General features: G+C 73.6%; 24 protein-coding genes. 13 read left to right on the plus strand and 11 right to left on the minus strand.

Annotated elements, in window-relative coordinates:
• The gene (gene qcrB / locus HNR61_RS11620; RefSeq protein ID WP_182843081.1) at positions 1-1,635 is read right to left on the minus strand and encodes a cytochrome bc1 complex cytochrome b subunit; all 1,635 of its coding nucleotides are present in this window, start codon (positions 1,633-1,635) and stop codon (positions 1-3) included.
• A 271-nt stretch (positions 1,636-1,906) separates the two neighbouring features.
• On the opposite strand from qcrB, the gene HNR61_RS11625 reads away from it, so the two are divergent.
• The 3 genes from HNR61_RS11625 to HNR61_RS11635 all read left to right on the plus strand — a co-directional run bounded on the left by HNR61_RS11625 (position 1,907) and on the right by HNR61_RS11635 (position 4,843).
• On the plus strand, positions 1,907-3,166 hold the full coding sequence (locus HNR61_RS11625) for a PucR family transcriptional regulator (RefSeq protein ID WP_312897853.1): 1,260 nt from the start codon (positions 1,907-1,909) through the stop codon (positions 3,164-3,166).
• Between the two features lie 103 nt (positions 3,167-3,269).
• Complete coding sequence (locus tag HNR61_RS11630) at positions 3,270-3,845, plus strand: RNA polymerase sigma factor (RefSeq protein ID WP_312897854.1); 576 nt, start codon at positions 3,270-3,272, stop codon at positions 3,843-3,845.
• Positions 3,842-4,843: a CU044_5270 family protein gene (locus HNR61_RS11635; RefSeq protein ID WP_182843082.1), complete on the plus strand. Its 1,002-nt coding sequence runs from the start codon at positions 3,842-3,844 to the stop codon at positions 4,841-4,843. Before HNR61_RS11630 ends, HNR61_RS11635 begins: the two co-directional genes overlap by 4 nt.
• A gap of 26 nt (positions 4,844-4,869) precedes the next feature.
• Here HNR61_RS11635 and HNR61_RS11640 read toward each other — a convergent pair whose 3' ends face one another.
• From HNR61_RS11640 to HNR61_RS11650, 3 genes are all read right to left on the minus strand, one after another.
• Entirely contained in the window at positions 4,870-5,862 is a 993-nt protein-coding gene (locus tag HNR61_RS11640; RefSeq protein ID WP_312897855.1) for a HAMP domain-containing sensor histidine kinase, read from the minus strand.
• Positions 5,859-6,554 carry a response regulator transcription factor gene (locus HNR61_RS11645; RefSeq protein ID WP_218009931.1) on the minus strand — a complete coding sequence of 232 codons (696 nt, stop codon included), beginning with the start codon at positions 6,552-6,554 and terminating at the stop codon, positions 5,859-5,861. The genes HNR61_RS11640 and HNR61_RS11645 overlap by 4 nt, the downstream gene beginning before the upstream one ends.
• A 63-nt stretch (positions 6,555-6,617) precedes the next feature.
• Positions 6,618-8,099 carry a glutamate-cysteine ligase family protein gene (locus HNR61_RS11650; RefSeq protein WP_182843083.1) on the minus strand — a complete coding sequence of 494 codons (1,482 nt, stop codon included), beginning with the start codon at positions 8,097-8,099 and terminating at the stop codon, positions 6,618-6,620.
• A 236-nt stretch (positions 8,100-8,335) separates the two neighbouring features.
• Here HNR61_RS11650 and HNR61_RS11655 point away from each other — a divergent pair, with 236 nt between their 5' ends.
• Positions 8,336-9,694, plus strand: a complete 1,359-nt coding sequence (locus HNR61_RS11655) for a sensor histidine kinase (RefSeq protein WP_182843084.1) — start codon at positions 8,336-8,338, stop codon at positions 9,692-9,694.
• 146 nt (positions 9,695-9,840) lie between these two features.
• Here the strand turns inward: HNR61_RS11655 and HNR61_RS11660 are convergent, their stop codons facing one another.
• A complete protein-coding gene (locus HNR61_RS11660) occupies positions 9,841-10,392 on the minus strand; it encodes a YceI family protein (protein ID WP_182843085.1) in 552 nt (183 codons plus the stop codon).
• A gap of 149 nt (positions 10,393-10,541) precedes the next feature.
• Between HNR61_RS11660 and HNR61_RS11665 the strand changes: the two genes are divergently transcribed.
• On the plus strand, positions 10,542-11,168 hold the full coding sequence (locus HNR61_RS11665) for a TetR/AcrR family transcriptional regulator (protein ID WP_182843086.1): 627 nt from the start codon (positions 10,542-10,544) through the stop codon (positions 11,166-11,168).
• A gap of 18 nt (positions 11,169-11,186) precedes the next feature.
• Here HNR61_RS11665 and HNR61_RS11670 read toward each other — a convergent pair whose 3' ends face one another.
• Positions 11,187-12,434: a sensor histidine kinase gene (locus HNR61_RS11670; RefSeq protein WP_182843087.1), complete on the minus strand. Its 1,248-nt coding sequence runs from the start codon at positions 12,432-12,434 to the stop codon at positions 11,187-11,189.
• Positions 12,431-13,087: a response regulator transcription factor gene (locus HNR61_RS11675; protein ID WP_182843088.1), complete on the minus strand. Its 657-nt coding sequence runs from the start codon at positions 13,085-13,087 to the stop codon at positions 12,431-12,433. The genes HNR61_RS11670 and HNR61_RS11675 overlap by 4 nt, the downstream gene beginning before the upstream one ends.
• 156 nt (positions 13,088-13,243) lie before the next feature.
• Between HNR61_RS11675 and HNR61_RS11680 the strand changes: the two genes are divergently transcribed.
• From HNR61_RS11680 to HNR61_RS11695, 4 genes are read left to right on the plus strand one after another with little or no spacing between them, the layout of a single operon-like run.
• The gene (locus tag HNR61_RS11680; RefSeq protein ID WP_182843089.1) at positions 13,244-13,768 is read left to right on the plus strand and encodes a hypothetical protein; all 525 of its coding nucleotides are present in this window, start codon (positions 13,244-13,246) and stop codon (positions 13,766-13,768) included.
• Complete coding sequence (locus HNR61_RS11685) at positions 13,765-14,889, plus strand: peptidoglycan-binding protein (protein WP_182843090.1); 1,125 nt, start codon at positions 13,765-13,767, stop codon at positions 14,887-14,889. The genes HNR61_RS11680 and HNR61_RS11685 overlap by 4 nt, the downstream gene beginning before the upstream one ends.
• Entirely contained in the window at positions 14,886-15,578 is a 693-nt protein-coding gene (locus HNR61_RS11690) for an ABC transporter ATP-binding protein (protein ID WP_182843091.1), read from the plus strand. Before HNR61_RS11685 ends, HNR61_RS11690 begins: the two co-directional genes overlap by 4 nt.
• A 32-nt stretch (positions 15,579-15,610) precedes the next feature.
• On the plus strand, positions 15,611-16,786 hold the full coding sequence (locus HNR61_RS11695) for an ABC transporter permease (RefSeq protein ID WP_182843234.1): 1,176 nt from the start codon (positions 15,611-15,613) through the stop codon (positions 16,784-16,786).
• Between the two features lie 49 nt (positions 16,787-16,835).
• On the opposite strand, the gene HNR61_RS11700 is transcribed toward HNR61_RS11695, so the two are convergent.
• A complete protein-coding gene (locus HNR61_RS11700) occupies positions 16,836-18,026 on the minus strand; it encodes a lipid-transfer protein (RefSeq protein ID WP_182843092.1) in 1,191 nt (396 codons plus the stop codon).
• Positions 18,027-18,124: 98 nt separating this feature from the next.
• On the opposite strand from HNR61_RS11700, the gene HNR61_RS11705 reads away from it, so the two are divergent.
• From HNR61_RS11705 to HNR61_RS11720, 4 genes are all read left to right on the plus strand, one after another.
• Complete coding sequence (locus HNR61_RS11705) at positions 18,125-18,973, plus strand: MaoC/PaaZ C-terminal domain-containing protein (protein ID WP_182843093.1); 849 nt, start codon at positions 18,125-18,127, stop codon at positions 18,971-18,973.
• 43 nt (positions 18,974-19,016) lie between these two features.
• The gene (locus HNR61_RS11710; RefSeq protein ID WP_182843094.1) at positions 19,017-19,361 is read left to right on the plus strand and encodes a S26 family signal peptidase; all 345 of its coding nucleotides are present in this window, start codon (positions 19,017-19,019) and stop codon (positions 19,359-19,361) included.
• Between the two features lie 86 nt (positions 19,362-19,447).
• Positions 19,448-20,194: a GntR family transcriptional regulator gene (locus HNR61_RS11715; protein ID WP_067816559.1), complete on the plus strand. Its 747-nt coding sequence runs from the start codon at positions 19,448-19,450 to the stop codon at positions 20,192-20,194.
• Between the two features lie 8 nt (positions 20,195-20,202).
• The gene (locus tag HNR61_RS11720; RefSeq protein ID WP_182843095.1) at positions 20,203-21,033 is read left to right on the plus strand and encodes a phosphoribosylaminoimidazolesuccinocarboxamide synthase; all 831 of its coding nucleotides are present in this window, start codon (positions 20,203-20,205) and stop codon (positions 21,031-21,033) included.
• A gap of 9 nt (positions 21,034-21,042) precedes the next feature.
• Here the strand turns inward: HNR61_RS11720 and HNR61_RS11725 are convergent, their stop codons facing one another.
• The 3 genes from HNR61_RS11725 to HNR61_RS46770 all read right to left on the minus strand — a co-directional run bounded on the left by HNR61_RS11725 (position 21,043) and on the right by HNR61_RS46770 (position 23,594).
• Positions 21,043-22,227, minus strand: coding sequence for an erythromycin esterase family protein (locus HNR61_RS11725; protein WP_182843096.1), 1,185 nt, complete (start codon positions 22,225-22,227; stop codon positions 21,043-21,045).
• Between the two features lie 47 nt (positions 22,228-22,274).
• On the minus strand, positions 22,275-22,832 hold the full coding sequence (locus HNR61_RS11730) for a hypothetical protein (protein ID WP_182843097.1): 558 nt from the start codon (positions 22,830-22,832) through the stop codon (positions 22,275-22,277).
• A gap of 420 nt (positions 22,833-23,252) precedes the next feature.
• Positions 23,253-23,594 (minus strand): FAD-dependent monooxygenase, encoded by a 342-nt coding sequence (locus HNR61_RS46770; protein WP_220509164.1) that lies wholly within the window; start codon positions 23,592-23,594, stop codon positions 23,253-23,255.
• Between the last annotated feature and the right edge of the window lie 179 nt (positions 23,595-23,773).

The following is a 23,773-nucleotide window of genomic DNA, read 5'->3' on the forward strand; positions in this document are numbered from 1 at the left end:
TCAGGGCTCGGCGGGCTCGTCGAGCGCCTTGCGGTGGCCCGGCGTCTCCTCCGGGGGCGCGTCCCGGTGCCCGTTCGGCGGCTCGGCGACGTCCGCCAGGAAGCGCCGGTTCAACGCGACGCGGACCCGGTGCAGCGGTCTCCTCGCCTCGGGCGGCGCCACGCCGTGGCGTTCGGGACGTCCGATCGGCAGCGCCGGGGCCGGGCGCGGATCGGTGACCGGGGCCAGCTCCTCGTCCGACAGCGGCCGCTCCACCTCGGAGAACCCGCCCTCCGGCGACATGCGGATCGTGCCGGTCTCCAGGCCGTGCGCGACCATCGCGCGGTCCCGGAGCTGCAACCCCAGGCAGATCCGGTAGGTGATCACGTACGCCAGCACCGGCCCCAGGATCACCAGCCCCCGGAAGAACCACGTCGTCCAGAACAGCGGGATGTCGAACTTGTAGGCGATGACGTCGTTGCCCCCGGCGGCCCACAGCCCCCCGTAGAACACCACGCCCGCCATGCCGATCCCGGTGCGCGCGGGAACGTCGCGCGGCCGGTCCAGCAGGTGGTGGATCCCGTGGTCGCCGGTCACCCAGCGTTCCAGGAACGGATAGGCCGCCAGCCCCGTGAACAGCACGCCGGGCACCACCAGCGCGGGCACGATCACGCTCATCGGCAGCGTGTGGCCGAACGCGCTGATCTCCCACGACGGCATGATCCGCAGCGCGCCCTCCATCCAGCCCATGTACCAGTCCGGCTGCGAGCCCGCGCTGATTGCGCCCGGGTCGTAGGGCCCGAACAGCCAGATCGGGTTGATCTGGAAGAACGTCGCCAGCAGCGCCGTCACCCCGAGCGTCCACAGGAAGTACGCGGTCGTCTTGCCGATGAACACCGGGAAGAACGGGTAGCCGCGCACCGTCCGGTTCGTGCTGCCCTTGCCCGGGAACTGGGTGTGGGTCTGCCGCCAGGTCAGCACGACGGCGTGCAGCGGGATCAGCGCCAGCAGGATGCCCGGGATCAGCAGGATGTGGATCACGTACAGCCGGGGGATGATCTCGGTGCCCGGGAACTCGCCGCCGAACAGGAACATCAGTACATAGGTCCCGACGACCGGGATCGACAGGATCACGCCCTCCAGGATGCGGATCCCGGTGCCCGACAGCAGGTCGTCGGGGAGCGAGTAGCCGAACAGGCCGTTGACCATCACGAGCATGAACAGCACGATGCCGATCAGCCAGTTCAGCTCGCGGGGCTTGCGGAACGCGCCGGTGAAGAAGTTCCGCAGCAGATGGATGACGATCGCGCCGAGGAAGACGACCGTCGCCCAGTGGTGGAGCTGCCGCATCAGCAGCCCGCCGCGCACGTCGAAACTGATGTGGAGAGTGGAGGCGTACGCTTCACTCATCCGCACTCCGCGCAATGGCGCGTAGGAGCCGTCGTAGTGGACCTCGACCATGCTCGGCTTGAAGAACAGGGTGAGGAACACCCCCGTCAACAAAACGATCACGAACGAGTACAGCGCGATCTCGCCGAGCAGGAAGCTCCAGTGATCGGGAAAGGCCTTGCGGAACGCCTTGCGCAGGAACGCGGCCCCGCCGAAACGCTCGTCACCGGCCCGTCCGGCGGCCCCCAGGGGCTTGGGAACAGTCACGCTGACCTCCCGACGGCGGCCTTCCGAACGCGGCCGCCGATGGCGTCGCTCGTTCGTCTCCTCCCAATGTCGCACCGCGAAAGATCGTGATCCACCCGTGGGACCTGGAACTTCTCATCAGCCGAGACGGCCGAATCCGGTCGGGTCCCGCCCTAGACTTTGCGCCCGACGTCCCAGCGGGTCATGATTTCCACCACACAAGCCACATAAGTCATTAATTACCCCTTGTGTTCGTGAAGCGACGCAAGGAAAAGGCACACGGGGAGGGCACGTGGCTGAGGAGCCGGCGGGACGCCCCTGGGCGGACCTGCCCCGGGAGCTGGCGGACCATATGCGGCCCCACCTCGACGAGGTGGCCGACGACATGATCCACGAGATCCAGACGCGGGTCCGCGAGTACGACCGCCCCGGCGACGGCTCCTACTCCGGCACGCTGCGGCTGGCCGTCGAACGCGTCCTGCACTACTTCGTGGAACGCGTCGCCGACCCGGCCAACGAGCCCACCACCTGCAACGACTTCTTCCGCGCGATCGGCCGCGGCGAGGCGGGCGAGGGCCGCAGCCTGGACGCCGTGCAGGCGGCGATGCGCGTGGGCGGGATGATCGCCTGGCGGCGCATGGCCGAGGGCGCGGCGACGCTGGACGTCGGGCCCCGCACCCTCGGTGCGGTCGGCGAGGCCCTGATGCTGTTCCAGGACGAGCTGGCCGCCGCCGCGGCCGAGGGGTACGCGCAGGCCAAGGCCGCCGTCGCGGGCGAGATGCAGCGCCGCCGCCGGCGCCTGCTGGACCTGCTGTTCGCCGACCCGCCCGCCGCGCCCGAGGCGATCGCCGACCTGGCCGCCGCCGCGCACTGGCCCGTCCCGCGCACCGTCGCCGCCGTCGCGCTGGGCCGGCAGGAGTCGCGCCCGCCCGCGTTCCCCCCGGACATCCTGGCCGACCTGACCCGCCGCACCCCCAGCCTGATCATCCCCGACCCGGACGGTCCCGGCCGCGCCAAGCTGGTGGACCGCGCCCTGGCCGGGACCCTGGCGGTGATCGGCCCGACCGTGCCGGTCGCCGAGGCGGCCCGGTCCATCCAGTGGGCCCGCAAGACCCTCGGCCTGGTGCGGCGCGGCGTGATCGAGCAGGACAGCGGCGTGATCCGCAGCGTCGAGCACATGTCCACGCTGATCCTGTTCCAGGACGAGGACCTGATCACCTCGCTGGCCGACCTGCGCCTGGCCCCGCTGTCCCATCTGCGCCCCAGCCAGCAGGACCGGCTCGCCGAGACCCTGCTGGCCTGGCTCCAGTCGGGCCGCAACGCCAACGAGGTCGCGATGCGCCTGCACGTGCACCCGCAGACGGTCCGCTACCGCCTGCGCCAGCTGGAGGAGCTGTTCGGCGACCAGCTCCTGGACCCGGACCTGCGCTTCGACCTGGAGATCGTGCTGCGCGCCCGGGCCCTGCTGGCCGACCGGCCCGACGAGATCCTCTCCTCCCCGGGGGAGGCGGTCGGCGACACCGGGGAGATCGTCACCTTCCGCCGCACCTGACCGGAGATCTCCGGAGAAGGCGGGAACCGGGTCGCCGCACCCGGCCGAGTAAGGGGTGAACACCATCCCCCGAAAGGATCCCGATGACCCGGAAGCGAAAGCGGTGACCGCGACCGACGCGGAGTTGATCCGCCGGTCGCTGCGGTCGGCGGAGGACTTCGCCGCGCTGTTCGACCGGCACGGCGACGAGATCCACCGCTATGTGGCGCGGCGGATCGGCCCCGAGCACGCCGAGGACGTGGTCGCGGACACGTTCCTGGTCGCCTTCCGTAAGCGCGCCGTCTACGACACCGGGCGCGCCGACGCGCGTCCGTGGCTGTACGGGATCGCGACGCACGCGATCCGCGACCACCTGCGGGGCGAGCGCCGCCGCGCCGGGCTGCTGGCGCGCGTGCTGCCGTCCCGGGCGCAGGAGCCGTTCGACGAGCGCAGCCTGGCCCGGGTCGCCGCGGCGGGCCTCGGCCCCCGGCTGGCCGCCGCCCTGCGCCGCCTGTCCCCGGCCGAGCGCGACCTGCTGCTGCTGATCGCCTGGGCCGACCTGAGCTACGAGGAGGCCGCCGCCGCGCTCGGCCTGCCGGTCGGCACGGTGCGGTCACGGCTGCACCGCGCCCGCCGGAAGGCGCGGCGCGAACTCGGCGACACCGACCCTTTGACCATCGGCGAGGAGTCATGGGCGTGACACACGACGAGATCGACCTGTTCCGGCGGGCGCGGCCCGAGGCCCCCGCCTACGACCCGGCCGCCAAGGCGGGCCTGCGCGAGCGGCTGGCCGCCCAGACCATCGAGGAGACACCCGTGCGGACGAGGAGGCCGGTGCGACGGTTCGCGGCGGTGGGCGCGCTCACCGCGGCCATGGCGGTGGGCGTCACCGTCGTGCAGAACGTGGAGTGGGGCGGCGGCGCGCCGGGGCCGGACGGCAGGAGCCGTCCGGTCGTGCTCGGCCCCGTCGCCAACGCCGCCGCCGGGGAGTTCGCCGCCAAGGCCATCGACAGGGCCAACGCCGAGTCCCCCGCCACCCCGCGCCCCGACCAGTGGGGTTACGTGAAGTCGGTCCACGCGGAGTCCTCCAAGGGCACCGGCGGGCGGCTGTTCGGACCGCCCGACCGGCGGGTGACCGAGGAGAGCTGGCGCCGGGTGGACGGCACTCAGTCCGCGACGGTCGTGCGCGGCAAGGTCCAGGTCCGTCCGGTCACGGACCTGGAGCGCAGCGCCGTGCCGCGCAACGACTACCCCTACCTGCTGTCGCTGCCGACCGACCCGAAGGCGCTGCTGGACACCGTCTACAAGGCCACGGAGAGCCACCCCGTCGATCGGAACGCCGCCGCGTTCGGCGCCATCGAGGCGTTCATGCGCGACGCCGCGCTGCCGCCGAGGCTGCGCGCCGCGATGTACGGGGCGCTCGCGAAGATCCCCGGCATCCAGTTCGAGCGGAGGGCCGCCGACATCCTGGGCCGCCCCGGGGTGACCTTCTCCGTGGTCGAGGAGGGGTACCTGCGCAGCGAGATCATGATCGACCCGCGCACCTACGAGTACCTGGGACACCGCACGGTCGTGATCAAGGCGCACCGGGCCACCACCGAGCACGGCACGGTGATCCGCGACAGGCCCGGAACGGTCCTCGGCTGGGGCGGCCTGGTCAGGGCCGGGATCGTGGACGGCGCCGGCGCGCGCCCCTGACCCGCGGGCCCGGCCCCGCGTCCGGGTCACCCCGGCAGGGTGACCCGGATGCGGCAGCCCCGCTCGGTGTCGAGAACCTCGATGCCGCCGCCGTGCAGGTCCACCGCCCACCGCGCGATCGCCAGGCCCAGGCCCGTGCCGCCGTCGCTGGCGGTGCGGGAGCCGCGGGAGAAGCGCTCGAACACCCGCTCCCGGTCCGCGACCGGGATGCCGGGCCCCTCGTCGGCCACCTCCAGGGTGAAGCCGGGCCGGGCGGTCACGGTGACGACGCCGCCGGGCGGGCTGTGCCGGGCGGCGTTGTCGAGCAGGTTGGCGAGCACCTGGTGGAGGCGGTCGCGGTCGGCGCTCACCCGCAGGCCCGGCGTGATGTCGGTCGTGACCGCGACGTCGGGGTGCAGGGCCGCGGCCTCGGCGACGAACGCCGCCACGTCCAGCTCCTCCGGCTCCAGCGGCACGACCCCGGCGTCCACCCGCGACAGGTCCAGCAGCTGCGTGACCAGGCGGCCCAGGCGCTCGGTCTGCTGGACGGCCGACTCCAGCACCTCGGGCGTGGCCGGGGTGACGCCGTCGGCGACGTTCTCCAGCACCGCCCGCAGCGCGCTGATCGGCGTGCGCAGCTCGTGCGAGACGTTGGCGACGAACGCCCGCCGCTGCCGGTCCACCTCGGCCAGGTCGGCGGCCATCCGGTTGAACGCGACCGCCAGCTCCCCGACCTCGTCGCGCGAGGTGGCCCGCACCCGGCGGCTGTAGTCGCCGCGGGCCATCGCCCGCGCGGCGGCGGTCATCTCCCGCAGCGGCGCGGTCATCCCGTGCGCGATCAACTGCGTGATCACCAGCGAGACCAGCACGCCGAGCGGCAGCGTGACCCGCGCCCGCAGCCCCAGCCGGTACCCCCACAGCACCATCAGGATCGCCGACACCCCGGTCACGACCGTGACGACGCCGAACTTCAGCTTGATCGAGCGCAGCGGGTCCAGCGGCCTCGGCAGCCTCGTCCACAGGCTGTGGATAACTTTCACGAGGTCTCCAGGGCGTAGCCCACGCCGTGCACGGTCCGGATCAGGTCGGCCCCCAGTTTGCGGCGCAGCGCCTTGACGTGCCCGTCCACCACGCGGGTGCCCGACGCCCCGTTGCAGGCGTCGGCCCAGTCCCACACCTGCTCCAGCAGCACCGACCGGGTCAGCACGGCGCCCCGGTGGCGCGCCAGGCACTCCAGCAGCTCGAACTCGATCGGCGTCAGGTGCACCTCGCGCCCGTCCACCCGGACCCGCCGCCCCGCCCGGTCGATCTCCAGCGGCCCGGCCCGCAGCACCTGCCCGGCGTCCCGCTCGGAGGCCGCGGCGGCGGCCCGGTCGAACCTGCGCAGCACCGTCCGGATCCGCGCCACCAGCTCGCGCATGCTGAACGGCTTGGTCAGGTAGTCGTCGGCGCCCACGCCGAGCCCCACCAGCAGGTCGGTCTCGTCGTCGCGGGCGGTCAGCATCACCACCGGGACGGGCCGTTCGGCCTGCACGCGGCGGCACACCTCCAGCCCGTCGAACCCGGGCAGCATCACGTCCAGCACCAGCAGGTCGGGCCGCCGCTCGCGGGCCGCCGCCACCGCCGACGGCCCGTCCCCGGCCACGTCCACGACGAACCCCTCCGCCGTCAGCCGCGCCTCGACGGCCCGCGCGATGGTCGGCTCGTCCTCGACGACCAGAATGCGTGTCACAGCCCGACTGTAGAACGCGAATGTGAAGATCCTGTGCGGACGCCCACCGCCCGGCCGGCGTCGCTAGGCGGCGACGGGCCAGGTGTGCACCGGCTCGTTCGAGCGCATGTTCTCGGCGTAGATCCGGACCATCCGCCGCAGCGCCTCCTGACGCGAGACGCCGAACCGGCGTTCGATCGCCTCCACCGTCGCGACCTGCCACGTCGCGCCGGTCTGCTGGGTGACGCAGCGCCGTTCGACGATCCCCAGCAACCGGTCCCGCCGCCCCGCGTCCACGCCCCACCGCTCCAGGCCCTCATGGGCGAGCGGCAGCAGCCGCCGCAGGATCAGTTCGCCGGCGGGCGCCTCGCCGACCCCCGGCCAGTACAGGGAGGCGTCCAGCCCGCCCCGCGCCGCCCGGTGCAGGTTGTCCTCGGCGGTCGCGAACGACATCCGCGTCCACAGCGGCCGTTCCTCCTCGGCCAGCATCCGGACGAGCCCGTAGTAGAACGCGCCGTTGGCGACGATGTCGGCGACGGTCGGCCCGGCGGGCAGCACGCGGTTCTCCACGCGCAGGTGGGGGCGGCCCTCGAACACCGCGTAGATCGGCCGGTTCCAGCGGTAGATGGTGCCGTTGTGCAGCGACAGCTCCTCCAGCGCGGGGACGCCGCCCTCGTCGAGCACCGCGACCGGGTCCTCGTCCTCGCACAGGGGCAGCAGCGCCGGGAAGTAGCGGGTGTTCTCCTCGAACAGGTCGAACACCGAGGTGATCCACTTCTCGCCGAACCACACGCGGGGCCGCACGCCCTGCGACTTCAGCTCCTCGGGCCGGGTGTCGGTGGACTGCTCGAACAGCGTGATCCGCGTCTCGTCGTGCAGCCGGTGCCCGAACAGGAACGGCGAGTTCGCGCCCAGCGCGACCTGCGGCCCGGCGATGGCCTGCGCGGCGTTCCAGTACGCGCCGAACTCGTCCGGGCTCACCTGGAGGTGGAACTGCACGCTCGTGCAGGCCGCCTCGGGGGTGATGTTGTCGGCGTGCATCCGCAGCGGCTCGGGGCCGTCGATCGCGATGTGCAGCTCCTCGCCGCGCGCCGCGAAGATCTGGTCGTTGAGCATCTTGTAGCGGGCGTTGGACGACAGCGTCTCCTCGCCGATGTCGCTGCGCCGCAGTGTCGGCAGGATGCCGATCATCACCAGGTTGCCGCCGACCTCCTGGGCGCGCGAGTCGGCGTGCGTGAGATGGTCGCGGACCTCGGTCTCCAGCGCGCCGGTGTTGTCGCCGCCCAGCACCCGCGGCGGGATGTTGATCTCCAGGTTGAACTGGCCGAGTTCGGTGGCCCACGCGGGGTCGGCGATGGCCTTCAGCACGTCGGCGTTGCGCATCAGCGGATCGCCGAGCGCGTCGATCAGGTTGAGCTCGATCTCCAGGCCGATGTGCGGACGCTCGAAGTCGAACTGCGACTCGCCGAGCATCCGGGCCAGCACGTCCAGACAGCGTCGCACCTTGTCGCGGTAGCGCCGCCGATCCTCGCCGCTGATGGTGACCGCTGTGACGTCCCTGCCCATGTGACCGTCCCTGCGTGCGATGAACTGTCACAAAACGGATGTCCGATCTGGCGGTGGCGAAACCCGGGCGCGGGTTTCGGGCACCCGTTTCGTTACCGTTGAGTACGTCGTGGTGGTACGCCCCCGACCTCGCCCGCGCGTGACACTCTGTGACGGACGAGAAACGGTTGGCCTCACCGCCCGTCGGGCAGGAACGCCCGGCGGGCGGCGACGCCCGGACGGGAACGGGGAGGACGATGCGCTTGCGGCCCCGGTCGATCAGGGCGCGGGACACCCTGGTGTCGTTCGTGCTCGCGGCCCTGGTGTTCGGCGCCGTGGCGGTCGGTGCGGACGCGGCGATCCGCGGCACGGCCGAGGCGGGCCTGCTCCAGGAGGTGCAGAACGCCGCCCGCCGCACCAGCGGCGCGGTCCGCGACGGCACCCTGCCCACCCCGATCCCCGACGACTCCGGCGGCCGCCTGCTGGTCCAGGTGGTCGGCCCGCGCGGGCACGTGCTCGACGCCACGCCCGCCGCCGCCGGACGGCCCCCGGTCAGCCGGAAGTGGCCACCGCCCACCGAGCGCGTCCAGGACTTCACCGAGTGCCACGGCCGCGGCCTCGGCCGCGAGTGCGTCGTCCTGGAGGCCATCCGGGTGACCACCGCGCCGGACTCGGTGGTGGTGTACGCGGCGCGGCCCCTGCCGTCCTACCTGGTCACCGGGCTGCTGGAGGTGCTGCTGGCCGCGGCGGTGCTGGCGCTGTCGTCGCTGGTGGCCTGGACGACCTGGCGGATCGTCGGCCGCACCCTGCGGCCCGTGGAGCAGATCCGCGCGCAGCTGTCGGAGATCAGCGCCAGCGACCTGAGCCGCCGGGTCCCGCAGCCGCCCGGCGAGGACGAGATCGCGCAGCTGGCCCGCACCGCCAACGAGACCCTCGACCGCCTCGAACAGGCCGTGTCCCGGCAGCGCCAGTTCGCCTCCGACGCCTCCCACGAGCTGCGCACCCCCATCGCGGGACTGCGCGCCAACCTGGAGGACGCGGCGATGTACCCCGACGACACGGACCTGCGGGAGGTGATGCGGTCGGCGCTGCGCGACACCGACCGGCTGGAGTCGATCGTCACCGACCTGCTGCTGCTGGCCCGCATCGGCACCGGCGGCTCGGCCGCCCAGGAGGTCGTGGACCTGTCGGAGCTGACCCGTGCCGAGCTGGAGCGCCGCCCGTTCCTGCTGAAGATCGAGTCGGACCTGGCCGACGGCGTCCACGTCCGGGGCGTCCGCATGCAGCTGGTCCGCCTGCTGAACAACCTCCTGGACAACGCCGACCGCTACGCCGACACCAGGGTCCGCGTCACGGTCACGGCCGAGGGCGACCACGCCGTGCTGCGGGTCGCCGACGACGGCGCGGGCATCGCCGCCGAGGACCGCGAACGCGTCTTCGAGCGCTTCACCCGCCTGGACAGCGCCCGCAGCCGGGGCGCCGGCGGCACCGGCCTGGGCCTGGCCATCGCCCGCGAGATCGCCCACGCCCACGGCGGCACCCTGACCATCGAGGACGTGCCCAGGGGCGCGTCCTTCGCGTTCCGCATCCCGCTGATCACCGACGAACCGGCCTGACGGCCGGGAAAGCGAGAAGGCCGCCCACCGGTTCAGTGCGGTGGACGGCCTGTCGCCGTTGAAAAGCCCAGGTCGGCGCTGCCTTCGGGGCGACCCTCGGCCCCGGCGGAAGCGGCCTGGCGGAGAGCCTCGCTGCGCGGTCCTCGTCAGGCGCGCACGGCCTGGATCTCCAGCTGGATGTCGACCTTGTCGCCGAGCAGGGCCTTGTCGCCCTTCAGCGGGACGTTGAACTCGATGCCCCAGTCCTTGCGGTTGATGGTGGTGGAGGCGGAGAAGCCGGCGCGGGTGCCGCCCCACGGGTCCTCGGCCACGCCGTGGAACTCGACCTCCAGGGAGACCGGGCGGGTGACGCCCTTGATGGTCAGGTCGCCGTCCACGAAGTAGTCGCCGCCCTCGGCGCGCACGCCCTTGGTGGCGAAGGTCATGGTGGGGTGGTTCTCGACGTCCAGCACGTCGGCCTGGCGCACGTGGGCGTCGCGGTCGGCGTTGCGGGTGTCGATGGAGGCCATCTTGATCTCGGCCGTGGCGGTGGACCCGGCCAGGGTCTCGGCGACCTGGACCGCGCCGGAGAACTCGGTGAAGCTGCCGCGCACCTTGGTCATCAGGTGGCGGATGCTGAAGGTGACCTCGGAGTGGGCGGCGTCGATGTTCCAGGTGCCGGCGGTCAGGTCGGGGGCGACGGTGGCGGTCGCGGTCATGGTGACTCCAGAGAGTTTGAAGTTTCAACGACTGGAACGGAGCTTAGTTGATTTTTCAAGCATCTGTCAAACCCTCTCCGCCGCACGATCACGATAGGGCATCACGTACATACAGGGCGTCCTGTATGTATCTCGGATAGGGTGCGCTCATGCCGACGCCGACCCGCCCCCGCCGCACCCAGGAGGAGCGCACCGCCGCCACCCGCCGCGCGCTGCTCGACGCGACGATCGACTGCCTGGTGGAGCACGGCTACCACGGCACCACGACGACCCGCGTGGTGGAGCGCGCCGGGGTGTCCCGGGGCGCGCAGGTGCACCACTTCCCGACCAAGAACGCCCTGGTCCTGGCGGCGGTGGAGCATCTGGCCCGCAAGCGCGCCGCCCAGTTCGTGGAACAGGACCTGGACCGGCTGCGCGCCTCCGCCGACCCGATCGGCGACGCCATGGACCTGGTCTGGGAGGTCCACCAGGGCAAGCTGTTCGAGGCGTCCATGGAGCTGTGGACCGCCGCCCGCACCGACCCCGAGCTGCGCGCGCACGTGGCCGACCTGGAACGCCTGGTCACCACCGGGATCCTGGACATGGCGCGGGAGTTCCTGGGCGCCCGCGCCGACGAGCCGGACTTCCAGGGGGACCTGTTCGTGGTGCTGGAGACGGTCCGGGGCCTGCGCCTGCTCCAGTTCATCCGCCCGACGACCCCGGAGCGCACCCGCGAGCGCTGGCTGCGCAGCAAGGCCCGCCTGCGCCTGATCACCGGGTCCCGCGGGCCCGCCTGACACCGGGCCCGGACGCGGTCAGCCGTCGTCCCCGTCCGGGACGTCGGCCGGGAGCACGGCGGTGACCACGAGGCCGCCGTCGGCGCGGGGACGGGCCGTGGCCTCCCCGTCGTGGGCGCGGGCGATGGCGCGCACGATGGACAGGCCGAGCCCGGCGCCCTTGGCGGTGACCAGGCGGTCGGCGTCCAGCCGGCGGAACGGCTCGAACAGCGCCGGGACCTCGTAGCGCGGCACCACCGGGCCGGTGTTGGCGACCTCCACCTCCACCCGGCCGTCGTCGCGGACGCGGCTGGCGACCTCGACCCGGCCGCCCGGACCGGTGTTGTGGCGGATGCCGTTCTCGACGAGGTTCTGCACCAGGCGCTCCAGCAGCAGGGCGTTGCCCGCGGTGACGGCCTCCGCCGCCTTGACGTGCACGGAGACCCCGGCGCGTTCGGCCTCCGGGGCGGTCTGCAGCAGGACGTGGCCGACGATGTCGGCGAGGTCCACGGGGGCGCGGTCGGTGATCTCGTTCTCGGATCCGGCGAGCAGCAGCAGCCCGGAGATCAGCCGCTCGTGCCGCGAGTTGATCTCCAGCAGGTCCGCGCCGAGCCGCCGCACGTCGGCGCTGGCGTTCCCGCGGTGCATGGCCATCTCGACCAGGGCGCGGCCCAGGGTGAGCGGGGTGCGCAGCTCGTGGGAGGCGTTGGCGACGAAGCGGCGCTGCCCGTCGAAGGAGCGGTCGAGCCGTTCCAGCATCGTGTCGAAGGTGTCGGCCAGCTCCTTGACCTCGTCGTCCGGGCCGCGCAGCGCGATGCGCTCGTGCAGCCCGCGGTCGGCGGCCGGGGCGGCGGCGATCCGGCGGGCGGTGTCGGTGACCTGGTGCAGCGGCGCCAGCACCCGGCCCGCGACGAGCCAGCCGAACGCCATCGCCGCGCCGCCGACCACCGCCAGCGCGATCCCGCCCTGGGCGAGCAGCGACACGGTCGCGGCCCGGTGCATCGACCTGCGCTGCTCGCTCGTCCACCGCTCGATGTGCTCGGGGAGCGGCGAGGGGCTCCGCCCGCCGCCGTCCCGCCGGGCCGGTGCCGACGGGGACGCCGGCGGGTCGGGCGAGAGCCCGGTCATCAGGACCTTGGTGCCGGGCCGGGAGAGCTGCTGGGTGAACAGCGCGTAGGTGACGCCGAGCAGCACCACCCCGGCGACCAGGAACAGCGCCCCGTAGGTGAGGGTCAGCCGGGTCCGCAGCGACACCCGGCGCCCGGACCGGCGCAGCGGCGCCCTCATGGGATCCGGTATCCCGCGCCGGTGACGGTCTCGACGACCGGCGGGTCGGCGAGCTTGCGGCGCAGCTTCAGCACGGTGAGCCGCACCGCGCCGGTGAACGGGTCGGCGTGCTCGTCCCACACCTTCTCCAGCAGGCGCTCGGCCGACACCACCGCCCCGTCGGCGAGCAGCAGCTCGGTCAGCACCGCGAACTCCTTGCGGGCCAGCGGCACGTACCGGCCGTCCCGGAACACCTCGCGGCGGGCCGGGTCCAGGGTGATCCCGGCGCGCCGCAGCACCGGCGGCGCGGCCGGGCGGGACCGCCGTCCCAGCGCCCGCACCCGCGCCGCCAGCTCGGCGAACGCGAACGGCTTGGCCAGGTAGTCGTCGGCGCCGATGCCCAGCCCGGCGACCCGGTCGGTGACGTCGGCGGCGGCCGTCAGCATCAGCACCCGCGCGCCCGCGTCCCGCTCCACCAGCTCGCGGCACACGTCGTCGCCGTGCACGACCGGCAGGTCCCGGTCCAGCACGACCACGTCGTAGTCGTGGACGGCCAGCCGCTCCAGGGCCGCGCCGCCGTCGCGGGCGACGTCCACCGCGTGCGCCTCCCCGCGCAGCCACTCCGAGACCGCGTCGGCGAGCAACGGCTCGTCCTCCACCACCAGCACCCGCATGGGCACGCCTCCTTGTGATCCTCGGCCCCGCCATGCTGGCGGCGGCGGTGTTTCCTCGCCGTAAGGGCCGGAGGAAACGCGGAGGAAACGCCCCGCCCGGTTGCATCGCCTTCCGTCGGGCCGGAACGTCCGGCCCCGATGGGAGGAGAACCCCCGATGCGACCGCGATCCCTCGGCGCGCTCACCGCGCTGCCGCTCGTGCTGGCCCTGACCCTGACCGGCTGCGGCGGGGACGGCGACGACGGCGGCGTGGCTTCGGCCGGCGGCGCCGGGCAGGGCACCAAGGCCGCCGCGTCCCCGAGCATGAACCGCGACGAGATGGGCCAGAAGTTCGCCGAGTGCATGCGCAAGAACGGCGTCCACATGGACGACCCGAAGCCCGGCGAGGGCATCCAACTGAAGCTGGACAGGAGTGTGACCAAGGAGACGGCGGACAAGGCGATGGAGGCGTGCCGCCAGTACAACCCGGCGCAGAACTCCGCGGGTGGCCCGGACCCGAAGATGGAGGAGCGGAACCGCAAGTTCGCCGAGTGCATGCGCGCCAACGGCGTGGAGAAGTGGCCCGACCCGAAGCCGGGCCAGGTCGGCCACCAGATCGGGCCGGAGGTCGGGGACGACCCCGACCTCCAGACGGCCCAGGGCAAGTGCCGGAGCATCCTGTCGCAGGGGACGGGGCGGTGACGGCCGAGCCCCTGACGGAGGAGCGGGCCCCCGAGAAGCGGCGGCGACCCCGTCGGCGGCCCCGCCGCCGCACCGTCCTGGCCCTCGGCGCCGTCGTCGCGGCGGGCGCGGCGGCCGTCGCGACGTTCGGGTTCGGCGGCGGGGACGGGAAGGGCGGCGCGCGCGCCGCCGGGCTGCCGCCGAACACGACCAAGGTGACGAAGCAGACCCTCAAGGACAGCGAGACCGCCGACGGGAGCCTCGGCTACGGCCAGGCGGCCGCCGCCAGCGCCCGCGCCGCCGGGACCGTCACCGCCCTGCCCGACACCGGCGACCGGATCACCCGGGGCAAGGAGCTGTACGAGGTGGACTCCCGGCCGGTGGTCCTGATGTACGGGGCCAAGCCCGCCTACCGCACGCTGAGCGCCGGCATGGAGGGCAAGGACGTGCTGTGGCTGGAGCGCAACCTGCGCGCCCTCGGCTACGACGGCTTCACCGTGGACGACGAGTACACCTCCGACACCGCCGACGCCGTCGCGGAGTGGCAGGACGACGTCGGCCTGGCCGAGACCGGGAACGTCGAGCTCGGCAGCGTCGTGTTCGCGCCCGGCGCGGTCCGCGTGGACGGCCTCCAGGCGGGGGTGGGCGACGCGGTCACGCCCGGCCGCAAGATCCTCACCTACACCGGCACCGACAAGGCCGTCACCGTGGAGCTGGAATCCGACGACCTGCGGCTGGCCCGCGAGGGCGCGGCCGTGGACGTCGAGCTGCCCGACGGGAGCGTCGCCCGGGGCGTGGTCGACGAGGTGACCACGGTCATCGAACCGGCCGCGCAGGGTCAGGACCCCAAGACCAAGGTCGAGGTCACCGTGGCGTTGAAGGGGGACAAGGCACAGAAGGCCGCCGCCCGGTACGTGCTGGCGGCGGTGGACGTCACGTTCACCGCGGGCACCCGCAAGGACGTGCTGACCGTCCCGGTGGCGGCGCTGGTCGCGCTGTCGGAGGGAGGCTTCGGCGTGGAGGTGGTCAGCGGCGGGACCTCCTCCTACGTGCCGGTGAAGGTCGGGCTGTTCGCCGGGGGGAAGGTGGAGGTCTCCGGAGCGGGGATCGCCGAGGGCACCGTCGTGGGGGTGCCGAAGTGATCTCCCTGGTGGACGTGGTGAAGCGGTACCCCGGCGTCACCGCGCTCGACGGCGTCACCCTGCACATCGGCGCGGGCGAGCTGGCCGCGATCGTGGGTCCGTCCGGCTCGGGCAAGTCGACGATGCTGAACATGCTCGGCACGCTCGACCGCCCCACCTCCGGGCTGGTGCGCGTCGACGGCCACGACGTGGGCGCCCTGTCGGACGCGGAGCTGTCGGCGCTGCGGGCGCAGCGGATCGGGTTCGTGTTCCAGCAGTTCCACCTGGCCCCCGGTACGTCCGCGCTCGACAACGTGGCCGACGGCCTGCTCTACACGGGCCTGCGCCCCGCCGAGCGCCGCCGCCGCGCCACGGCGGCCCTGCACCGCGTCGGCCTCGCCCACCGCATGGAGCACCGGCCCCAGGAGCTGTCGGGCGGTGAACGCCAGCGCGTCGCCATCGCCCGCGCCGTCGCGGGCGAGCCCCGCCTGCTGCTGGCCGACGAGCCGACCGGCGCGCTGGACTCGGCGTCCGGCGCGGGGGTGATGGACCTGCTGCGCGACCTGCACGCCGCCGGCACCACCGTGGTGATCATCACGCATGACCGGGAGATCGCGGGCAGCCTGCCCCGGCAGATCCGGATGCGCGACGGCCGCGTGGTGTCCGACGCGCCCAACCCGGACCGCGTCCGGGCGGAGGCGGCGCCGTGACCGCGGTGCGGCAGGCGCCGCGCCCGGCCCGCATGTGGCCGGGCGACGTGGTCCGGGTCGGCGCGGTCGGGCTGCGCACCCGGCCGCTGCGGGCGTTCCTGTCCGCGCTGGGCATCGCGATCGGCATCGCGGCGATGGTCGGCGTGGTCGGCATCTCCTCCTCCTCGGGCGCCGACCTGGACCGCACGCTGGCCGCCCTGGGCACCAACCTGCTCACCGTCGAACCGGGCACGACCATGACCGGCGAGCGGGCGCGGCTGCCCACCGAGGCCGAGGCGATGGTCGGCCGCATCCGGCCGGTGCGGACGGTGTCGGCGGTCGGCCTGGTGGAGGACGCGAAGGTCTACCGGCACGGCCGGATCCCCGAGACCGAGACGCGCGGCCTGGCCACCTACGCCGCCCGCACGAGCCTGCCGGACGCCACCGGCGCGCGGATCCGCAGCGGCACCTGGCTGAACGAGGCGACCGCCCGCCATCCGGCCGTGGTGCTCGGCGCGAGCGCCGCCGAGCGCCTCGGCGTCGGCCGCGCCGGACCGGACGTGCGGGTGCTGGTCGGCGGCCGGTGGTTCACGGTGGTCGGCGTCCTGGAGCCCGCGCCGCTGGCGCCCGAACTCGACAACGCCGCGCTGGTCGGCTGGCCCGCGGCCGAGGCCGAGCTGAACTTCGACGGCCACCCGACGAAGGTCTACACCCGGTCCGACGAGGGGGACGTCGAGCAGGTCTCCGGCGTGCTGGGGGCGACCGCCAACCCCGAGTCCCCCAACGAGGTCGAGGTGTCGCGCCCGTCCGACGCGCTGGCGGCCAAGCAGGCGGCGGGGGAGGCGTTCACGAACCTGCTGCTGGGCCTCGGCGCGGTGGCGCTGCTGGTCGGCGGGGTCGGGGTGGCCAACACCATGGTCATCTCGGTGCTGGAGCGCCGCTCGGAGATCGGGCTGCGCCGCGCGCTGGGCGCGACCCGAGGCCAGGTCCGCACCCAGTTCCTCGCCGAGTCCCTGCTGCTGTCGGCGCTGGGCGGGACCGGCGGCGCCGCGCTGGGCGCGGCCGTCACGGCGGGCTACGCGGTCGCGCAGGGCTGGCCGGTGGTCGTCCCCGCGTGGGCGGTGTTCGGCGGCGTCGCCGCGACGCTGGCGATCGGCGCGGTGGCGGGCCTGTACCCGGCCGTCCGCGCCTCCCGGCTGTCCCCGACCGAGGCGCTGGCCACCCCGTGACCGGGGGCTCCGGCGGTCCCGCCGCCGGAGCCCCGCACGGTCGTCCGGCTCAGCGGGCGGGCTGGTAGACGGTGACGACCGCCGCGCCGCCCAGGCCGATGTTGTGCTGGAGCGCGCCGGTGACGCCCTCCACCTGGCGCCGGTCGGCCCGGCCGCGGATCTGCCAGGTCAGCTCGGCGCACTGGGCGAGGCCCGTCGCGCCCAGCGGGTGGCCCTTGGAGATCAGGCCGCCGGACGGGTTGACGACCCAGCGTCCGCCGTAGGTGTTGTCGCCGTCGTCCACGAGCCTGCCGCCCTCGCCCTCGGCGGCCAGGCCCAGCGCCTCGTAGGTGATCAGCTCGTTGGTGGAGAAGCAGTCGTGCAACTCGACGACCTGCACGTCCTCGGCGCCCATCCCCGCCTCCTCGTAGGCCCGCCGCGCGGCCAGGGCGCTCATCTTCGCGCCGACGAGCGTGATCGCGCTCTTGTCGGCGAAGGTGTCCCTGGTGTCGGTCACCATCGACTGGCCCGCGATCTCCACGGCGCGGTCCCACAGGTCGTGCTCGTCGACGAAGCGCTCGGAGGCGATCACCGCCGCGCCGGAGCCGTCGGAGGTCGGCGAGCACTGGAGCTTGGTCAGCGGCTCGTACACGACGCGGGCGGCCTTGATGTCGTCGAGGCCGTACTCGTCCTGGAACTGGGCGTACGGGTTGTTCACCGAGTGCTTGTGGTTCTTCCAGCCGATTCTGGCGAACTGGTCGGCGGTGGTGCCGTACTTCTCCATGTGCTCGCGTCCGGCCGCGCCGAACATGTACGGCGCGATCGGCTCGCCGCCCCACTCGTACAGCGAAAACAACTCCTTGAGGTGGTTCAGCATGGGTTGCTCGCGGTCCTCGTAGGTGGAGCCGAGCGAGCCCTTCTGCATCTTCTCGAAGCCGAGCGCGAGGGCGCAGTCCACGACGCCGTGCCTGACGGCCTGCCGCGCCAGGTAGAGCGCGGTGGAGCCGGTCGAGCAGTTGTTGTTGACGTTGACGACCGGGATGCCGGTGATGCCCAGCTCGTAGACGGCGCGCTGCCCGGAGGTGGACTCGCCGTAGACGTAGCCGACGTACGCCTGCTGGATCGCGTCGTAGGACAGGCCCGCGTCCTCCAGGGCCTTGGTCCCGGACTCCCGGGCCATGTCCGGGTAGTCCCACTCCCGGCTGCCCGGCTTCTCGAACTTCGTCATGCCGACGCCGACGACAAAGGTCCGGTTGCTCACGATCGCGCCTCCAGGTCGTTGTGCCCGCGACGCTAGGGGCTGTCTTATAAACAGTCAAGCTTGTATGTTTCTTGCAGGTTCCCCCGGAGGAAGAGGCCATGAGCGACCAGCCGCAGATGAACAAGGACAACCTGGGCGTGTGGAGCGACCCGTTCGACTTCAAGGTCGAGCGGGAGCGCACGATCGCCTACGCCGAGGCCACCAACGACGCCCACCCGCGCCACCTGTCGGGCGAGCTCGCGCCGCCGGTGTTCGCGATCGTCCCGGTGTTCGAGGGCATGATCGGCCCGCTGTTCACGGTCGTCCCGGACAGCCTGATCCCGTTCGTCGTGCACGGCGAGCAGGACATGGTCTTCCACCGGCCGATCGTCCCCGGCATGCGCCTGGTGTCGCGCGCCAAGGTCACCGGCTACTCCTCCAAGGCGTCCGGCACCACCGTGTCGGTGAAGCTGGAGACCCGCACCGCCGACGGCGAGCCGGTCAACGAGCAGTGGATGGTGTCGTTCTTCCGCGGCTTCCAGGCGGGCGAGACCGTCGGCGAGCTGGCCCCGCCGCACGGCTTCCCCGCGGAACTGCGCTCCGCCGCGCCGCTGGCCGAGGTCGTCCAGCACGTGGACGAGGACCAGACGTTCCGCTACAGCGAGGCGTCCGGCGACCCGATGCCGATCCACCTGGACGAGGAGTTCGCGAGGTCGGCCGGGCTGCCGGGGATCATCGCGCACGGGCTGTGCACGATGGCGTTCACGTCCCGCGCGGTGGTCGAGCACGCGGCCGGGGGAGACCCGGCCCGGCTGCGGCGCCTGGCGGTCCGCTTCTCCCGGCCGGTCCTGCCCGGCCAGGACATCACGACGCGCCTCCACGACGCGGGCGGGGGGAGGTACGTCTTCGAGACGACCTCCGACAGCGGCGACGTGGTCATCAAGGACGGCCTGGCCGAGATCGCCTGAAAACCGGTGGACCGGACGGCGCGCGGCGACCGACCATGACCCGATGGGAAAGATGGACGCCGTCGCCGCGCGCGTCGCGGCGGGCGGGACGGTGAGCTTCCGCCCGTCCGGCGCCTCCATGGTGCCGCTGATCGCCGACCGTGACCTGGTCACCGTCGCCCCCGTCGACCCCGCGCTGCTGGAGGTCGGCGACATCGCGCTGGCCCGGGTCGCGGGCACGACCTACCTGCACCTGGTCACCGCCGTGGACCGCGCGAAGGGGCGCGTCCAGATCGGCAACAACCGGGGCCACGTCAACGGCTGGACCGGCCACTCCCGCGTCTTCGGGATCTGCGTCGCCGTCAACGGCGTCGAACGCCCCGGCGCGCGGGACCGGGTCGGGCGGTGACCGGGCCCGTCCCGTAGGGCGTCGCGACGGCCGGTCTGCGGTGTACTAGTACACTGCGGACCGTCCGCCCCCGAGAGGACCGTCCGATGGCCCCCGCGATCCACCGCCCCGACCCGCCCTACCTGCAGATCGTCAAGCACATCCGCGCCGAGATCGAGTCCGGGGCGCTGCGCGAGGGCGACCACGTGCCGTCCGCGCGGCAGATCGCGCAGCGGTGGGACGTGTCCCTCGCCACCGCCACCAAGGTCCTGGCCGCGCTCCGCTCCGAGGGCCTGGCGGTGGGCGTGACCGGCGTCGGGACCGTCGTGACGACCCGCAGCGCGCTCAACGCCCCCAAGGACCGCATCGTCGCCGCCCTCACCGGCCGGATCTACCCGGCCGACGAGCACGCCGAGATCGTCTCCGCCGAGCTGGTCGCCGCGCCGCCGCACGTCGCCGACGCCCTCGGCCTGTACCAGGGCGCGAAGGTGGTCTGCCGCCGCCGCGTCACCCACAAGGACGGCGTCCCGGTCTCGACCTCGACGTCCTGGCTGGACGGCGAGCTGGCCCGGATCGCGCCCGCCCTGCTGCGCCCCGGCAGCCTGGGGCAGGGCGGCACCCTCGGCGTCGTCCGCGCCGCGACCGGCCGCCGCGTCGCCGGTCCGCAGACCGACCAGTTCACCGCGTCGTCCGCCACCGAGCAGGACGCGGCGGCGCTCGGCGTCGCGCCGGGCGCGCCCGTGCTGCGCGGCCGCAACTGGATGCGCGACGCCGACGGCAACGTGATCGAGTACGGCGAGTTCGTCTCGGTCGCGGGCCGCTGGGCCACCTACGAATACGAGATTCCGAGCTGAGGAGCGATATGGAACTGGTCCACTCCGGCAAGGTCCGGGACGTGTACGCCGACGGTGACGACCTGATCCTGGTCGCCTCCGACCGGGTGAGCGTCTACGACGTGGTGCTGCCCACCGAGATCCCCGACAAGGGCCGGATCCTCACCCAGATCTCGCTGTGGTGGTTCGACCGGCTCGCCGACGTCGTCCCCCACCACGTGATCTCCGCGACCGACGTCCCGGAGGAGTGGGCGGGCCGCGCGATCCGCTGCCGGAGGCTGACCATGCTCCCGGTCGAGTGGATCGCCCGCGGCTACCTCGCCGGCCTGGGGCTGGCGGAGTACCGGAAGGGCGGGACCGTCTCCGGCGTCGCCCTCCCGCCCGGCCTGGTGGAGGCGTCCCGGCTGCCCGAGCCGATCTTCACGCCGACCACCAAGGCGACCGAGGGCCACGACGAGTTCATCACCTACGACGACGTGGTGGACGAGATCGGCGCGGACACCGCCGCCGAGCTCCGCGCCACGACCCTGGAGATCTACCGGCGGGGCGCGGCCGTCGCCGCCGAGCGCGGCATCATCATCGCCGACACCAAGCTGGAGTTCGGCCGCGCCGCCGACGGAACCCTGGTCCTCGGCGACGAGGTCCTGACCCCCGACTCCTCCCGCTTCTGGCCCGCCGACGACTGGACGCCGGGCCGCCTGCCGCACTCGCTGGACAAGCAGTACGTCCGCGACTGGAGCAGCACCCTGGACTGGGACCGCACCGCGCCCGGCCCGGAGATCCCGCAGGAGGTCGTGGACGCCACCCGCGCCCGCTACGTCGAGGTCTACGAGCGCCTCACCGGCGACCGCTGGAAGTGAGCCCCCGCGTCACCCCCGCCGGATCCGCCGGGCGGGGGTGACGCGCCGCCAGTGCGCCAGGACGTCGAACCATTCCCGCGGCGATCCGCCCGCCATGGAGTGGGAGCCGTCGTCGGTGGGCCTCCCGATCACCCGGAACCGGGCCTCGCGGTCCAGCCACCGCCCGGCCGGCGGAGGCCCGGACCGCAGGTCCAGCAGGTAGCCGTCTCCGGCCGCGTCCAGCGTCGCCTCCGCCAGCTCCGGGCCGCCCTCCGGAACGCGCCCGGTCGCCGGTTCCCCGTAGGTGGCCAGCTCGCCCTCGTGGAACGTGATCCCGAGCGAGAGGTAGCCGTCGCCCATCCGTTCCCGCAGGTGACTGCCCGCGTTGCGGGAGACGTGCGAGGGGAACGGGGGGAACCCGCGCCGCAGGCCGTTGCAGGTGTGCGAGCTGGAGGACCAGAACAGCACCCGCCGGCCGGTGTGCCGGTGCCACCACTCGACGTTCTCGGCGAACGCCTTCTCGTAGTAGGCCATGTTCATCGGGTCCTCGGGCCGCCCGTCGTGGTCGTGCAGCTCGTGGAACTGGACGATCACCCGCGCGGACCGCAGCACGAGCGGGCCGGCCCCGCGCGCGGCCACCAGGTCGTGCGCCGCCCGCGCGCGTTCCACCCGGGACCGCCGGTCCGCCGCCGCCCGCAGCCGCCGGGCGTGCGCGGCGACGTCCCCGTCCGGGCGCAGCCCGTCGTACGCCTCCGCCGCCTCGGGCACGTGGGTGACGACCGTGTCGTACGCCTCCGGCCCGACCGCGTGCGGGCTCACCCCTGCGATCCTGACCGGGTCGTCCGGGTGGGCGCGGTTGAAGCCGCGCACCCACCGCAGCAGCGCCAGCACCTCCTCGGTGTCGGCGAACGCCTCGGCGCCCGCGAGGATCCCCGCCAGGTCGCCCTCCCCGCGAACGGCCGCGTCGAGCCGTCCCCCGAGCGTCCAGTCCAGGTCGAACGCGACCACCCGGAACCCCGCCTCCCCGACCAGCAGCCGGGCGATCCGGTCCTGCAACGCGAACACCTCGTGCGCCCCGCGCGTCCCGGCCCCGTACCCCACCACCGAGGCGTCCCCGACCATCCCCGCCAGGGGCCGCAGGTCGTCCAGCGGGTCCGCCGGATCCACCGTCGCCAGCGGGTGCGCCGTCCTCCTGATCCACTCCACCGTGTCCATGCCGGGGACGCTAGGCGCGGCCGCCGTGGAGCGAATCCGTCACGCGACTAGTGGTGCGGCGGCCACTGGTCCTGGAACGCCCGGCCGGATCGCGCCGCGATGTAGGCGGACACGTCCGACCGCCACAGCAGGACGGTCGCGCCCAGCCCGACGCCCCAGGTGACCAGCGAGAGCACCAGGCCGAGCGAGTACGACGCGATGGACGGCGAGGCGCCGGGCGCCATGAGCACCGTGGCCACGTGGAGGAGGACGAGCAGGGAGTGGATCCCGAACAGGACGGCGGACACGACGCGCGCGTAGGGCCGTCCGGCCCGGTTGGCGAACGCCATCCACAGCCACAGCCCGACCTGGACCACGGCGACGAGGATCGTGATCCCCACGCCGATGCCCAGGCCCACCGCGAACTCGGAGGTGTCCGGGTCGTCGGAGGCGGAGAAGAGCGACATCCCTATGCCCACCCCGATGACCAGCGTGAACAGGGCGCTGAGGGCGGCGATGCCCGCGCCCAGCAACATCAGGGCGAACGCGGTGTTCAGCGAGGACGGCCGGGCGACGGCCGCCCCCGGTCCCGCCGGGTAAGGGTGCGGGTCGTATCCATAGGACATCGGGCGACTCCCTCCGCGTATGACTGGTTCGTCGGATGGCGGGGCTCCGGGGTTCCCCGGACGAGTGTGGCCGATTCCGGCCATGCCTGCCCGGCTCCGCTCCCCGGCGATCGGCCGGCGCGAGGAGGCCCCCCGCCGACGTTTTCGATCTCCTGTCGTCCGGCTGGGCGGGCGTGGCCGGGGGCGGCCCTCAGGTAACGCGGTCGCGTTCGCTGCGCGGTCGGCCCGCTGGGACGGACGGCACACAGGCGGCACGCCGTCGCGGTGACCGGGGGCGGTGCCCGCCATGGGCGACGCGGTGTTCCGCGCGGGCGCGGTGGCGCTCGTCGCGTGGGGTGCGTGGCGTTCCCGGCCACCGGTCGGTGAGGCCGACCGGCCATGGCATCGGGGCAGGTCGCCGACCGGTGACGCGGCGGGTGCTCAGGCGGGTGGGCGCCAGTCGAGCACCGGTGCGAGCGCGCGGGGCATGGCGCTCGCCGGGGTGAGGCGGATCAGGGTGTTCCGCGCCGCGACGGCGAGCGGCGACGACCACCGCGTGGCCTCCCCGATCCACCGCGACCGCCGGGCGATCATCTGGGTGCGGGGCCGCCGCTCGCGGTCGTAGGCGGCCAGCGCGCGCTCGACGGCCGGATGCCGGTCGAGCAGCGCGGCGAGCGTGACGGCGTCCTCCAGGGCCTGGTTGCCGCCCTGTCCCAGGTTGGGGGTCATGGCGTGGGCGGCGTCGCCCAGCAGCGCGACCCGCCCCGACACGTACGTCCGCAACGGCGGCAGCTCGTGGATGTCGTGCCGGACGAACGCGTCCTCCCGGGGCGGCGGCCAGCAGTTCGGGGATCGGCGCGTGCCACCCCGAGAAAAGCCGCCTGAGCTCGGCCGGCTCGCCGTCCGGCGCCCGTCCCCCGGCCGGGGCGTCGGTCACGCAGAACATGTAGACCCGCCCGTCC

The sequence above is a fragment of the Actinomadura kijaniata genome (assembly GCF_014138665.1).
Classification (GTDB): Bacteria; Actinomycetota; Actinomycetes; order Streptosporangiales; family Streptosporangiaceae; genus Spirillospora; species Spirillospora kijaniata.

What these genes read in the sequence shown, in the direction of transcription:
- HNR61_RS11650 (WP_182843083.1), bottom strand. Translation starts at nt 8,099, where the DNA reads ATGGGCAGGGACGTCACAGCGGTCACCATCAGCGGCGAGGATCGGCGG.
- HNR61_RS11655 (WP_182843084.1), top strand. Translation starts at nt 8,336, where the DNA reads ATGCGCTTGCGGCCCCGGTCGATCAGGGCGCGGGACACCCTGGTGTCG.
- HNR61_RS11660 (WP_182843085.1), bottom strand. Translation starts at nt 10,392, where the DNA reads ATGACCGCGACCGCCACCGTCGCCCCCGACCTGACCGCCGGCACCTGG.
- HNR61_RS11665 (WP_182843086.1), top strand. Translation starts at nt 10,542, where the DNA reads ATGCCGACGCCGACCCGCCCCCGCCGCACCCAGGAGGAGCGCACCGCC.
- HNR61_RS11670 (WP_182843087.1), bottom strand. Translation starts at nt 12,434, where the DNA reads ATGAGGGCGCCGCTGCGCCGGTCCGGGCGCCGGGTGTCGCTGCGGACC.
- HNR61_RS11675 (WP_182843088.1), bottom strand. Translation starts at nt 13,087, where the DNA reads ATGCGGGTGCTGGTGGTGGAGGACGAGCCGTTGCTCGCCGACGCGGTC.
- HNR61_RS11680 (WP_182843089.1), top strand. Translation starts at nt 13,244, where the DNA reads ATGCGACCGCGATCCCTCGGCGCGCTCACCGCGCTGCCGCTCGTGCTG.
- HNR61_RS11695 (WP_182843234.1), top strand. Translation starts at nt 15,611, where the DNA reads ATGTGGCCGGGCGACGTGGTCCGGGTCGGCGCGGTCGGGCTGCGCACC.
- HNR61_RS11705 (WP_182843093.1), top strand. Translation starts at nt 18,125, where the DNA reads ATGAGCGACCAGCCGCAGATGAACAAGGACAACCTGGGCGTGTGGAGC.
- HNR61_RS11710 (WP_182843094.1), top strand. Translation starts at nt 19,017, where the DNA reads ATGGGAAAGATGGACGCCGTCGCCGCGCGCGTCGCGGCGGGCGGGACG.
- HNR61_RS11715 (WP_067816559.1), top strand. Translation starts at nt 19,448, where the DNA reads ATGGCCCCCGCGATCCACCGCCCCGACCCGCCCTACCTGCAGATCGTC.
- HNR61_RS11720 (WP_182843095.1), top strand. Translation starts at nt 20,203, where the DNA reads ATGGAACTGGTCCACTCCGGCAAGGTCCGGGACGTGTACGCCGACGGT.
- HNR61_RS11725 (WP_182843096.1), bottom strand. Translation starts at nt 22,227, where the DNA reads ATGGACACGGTGGAGTGGATCAGGAGGACGGCGCACCCGCTGGCGACG.
- HNR61_RS11730 (WP_182843097.1), bottom strand. Translation starts at nt 22,832, where the DNA reads ATGTCCTATGGATACGACCCGCACCCTTACCCGGCGGGACCGGGGGCG.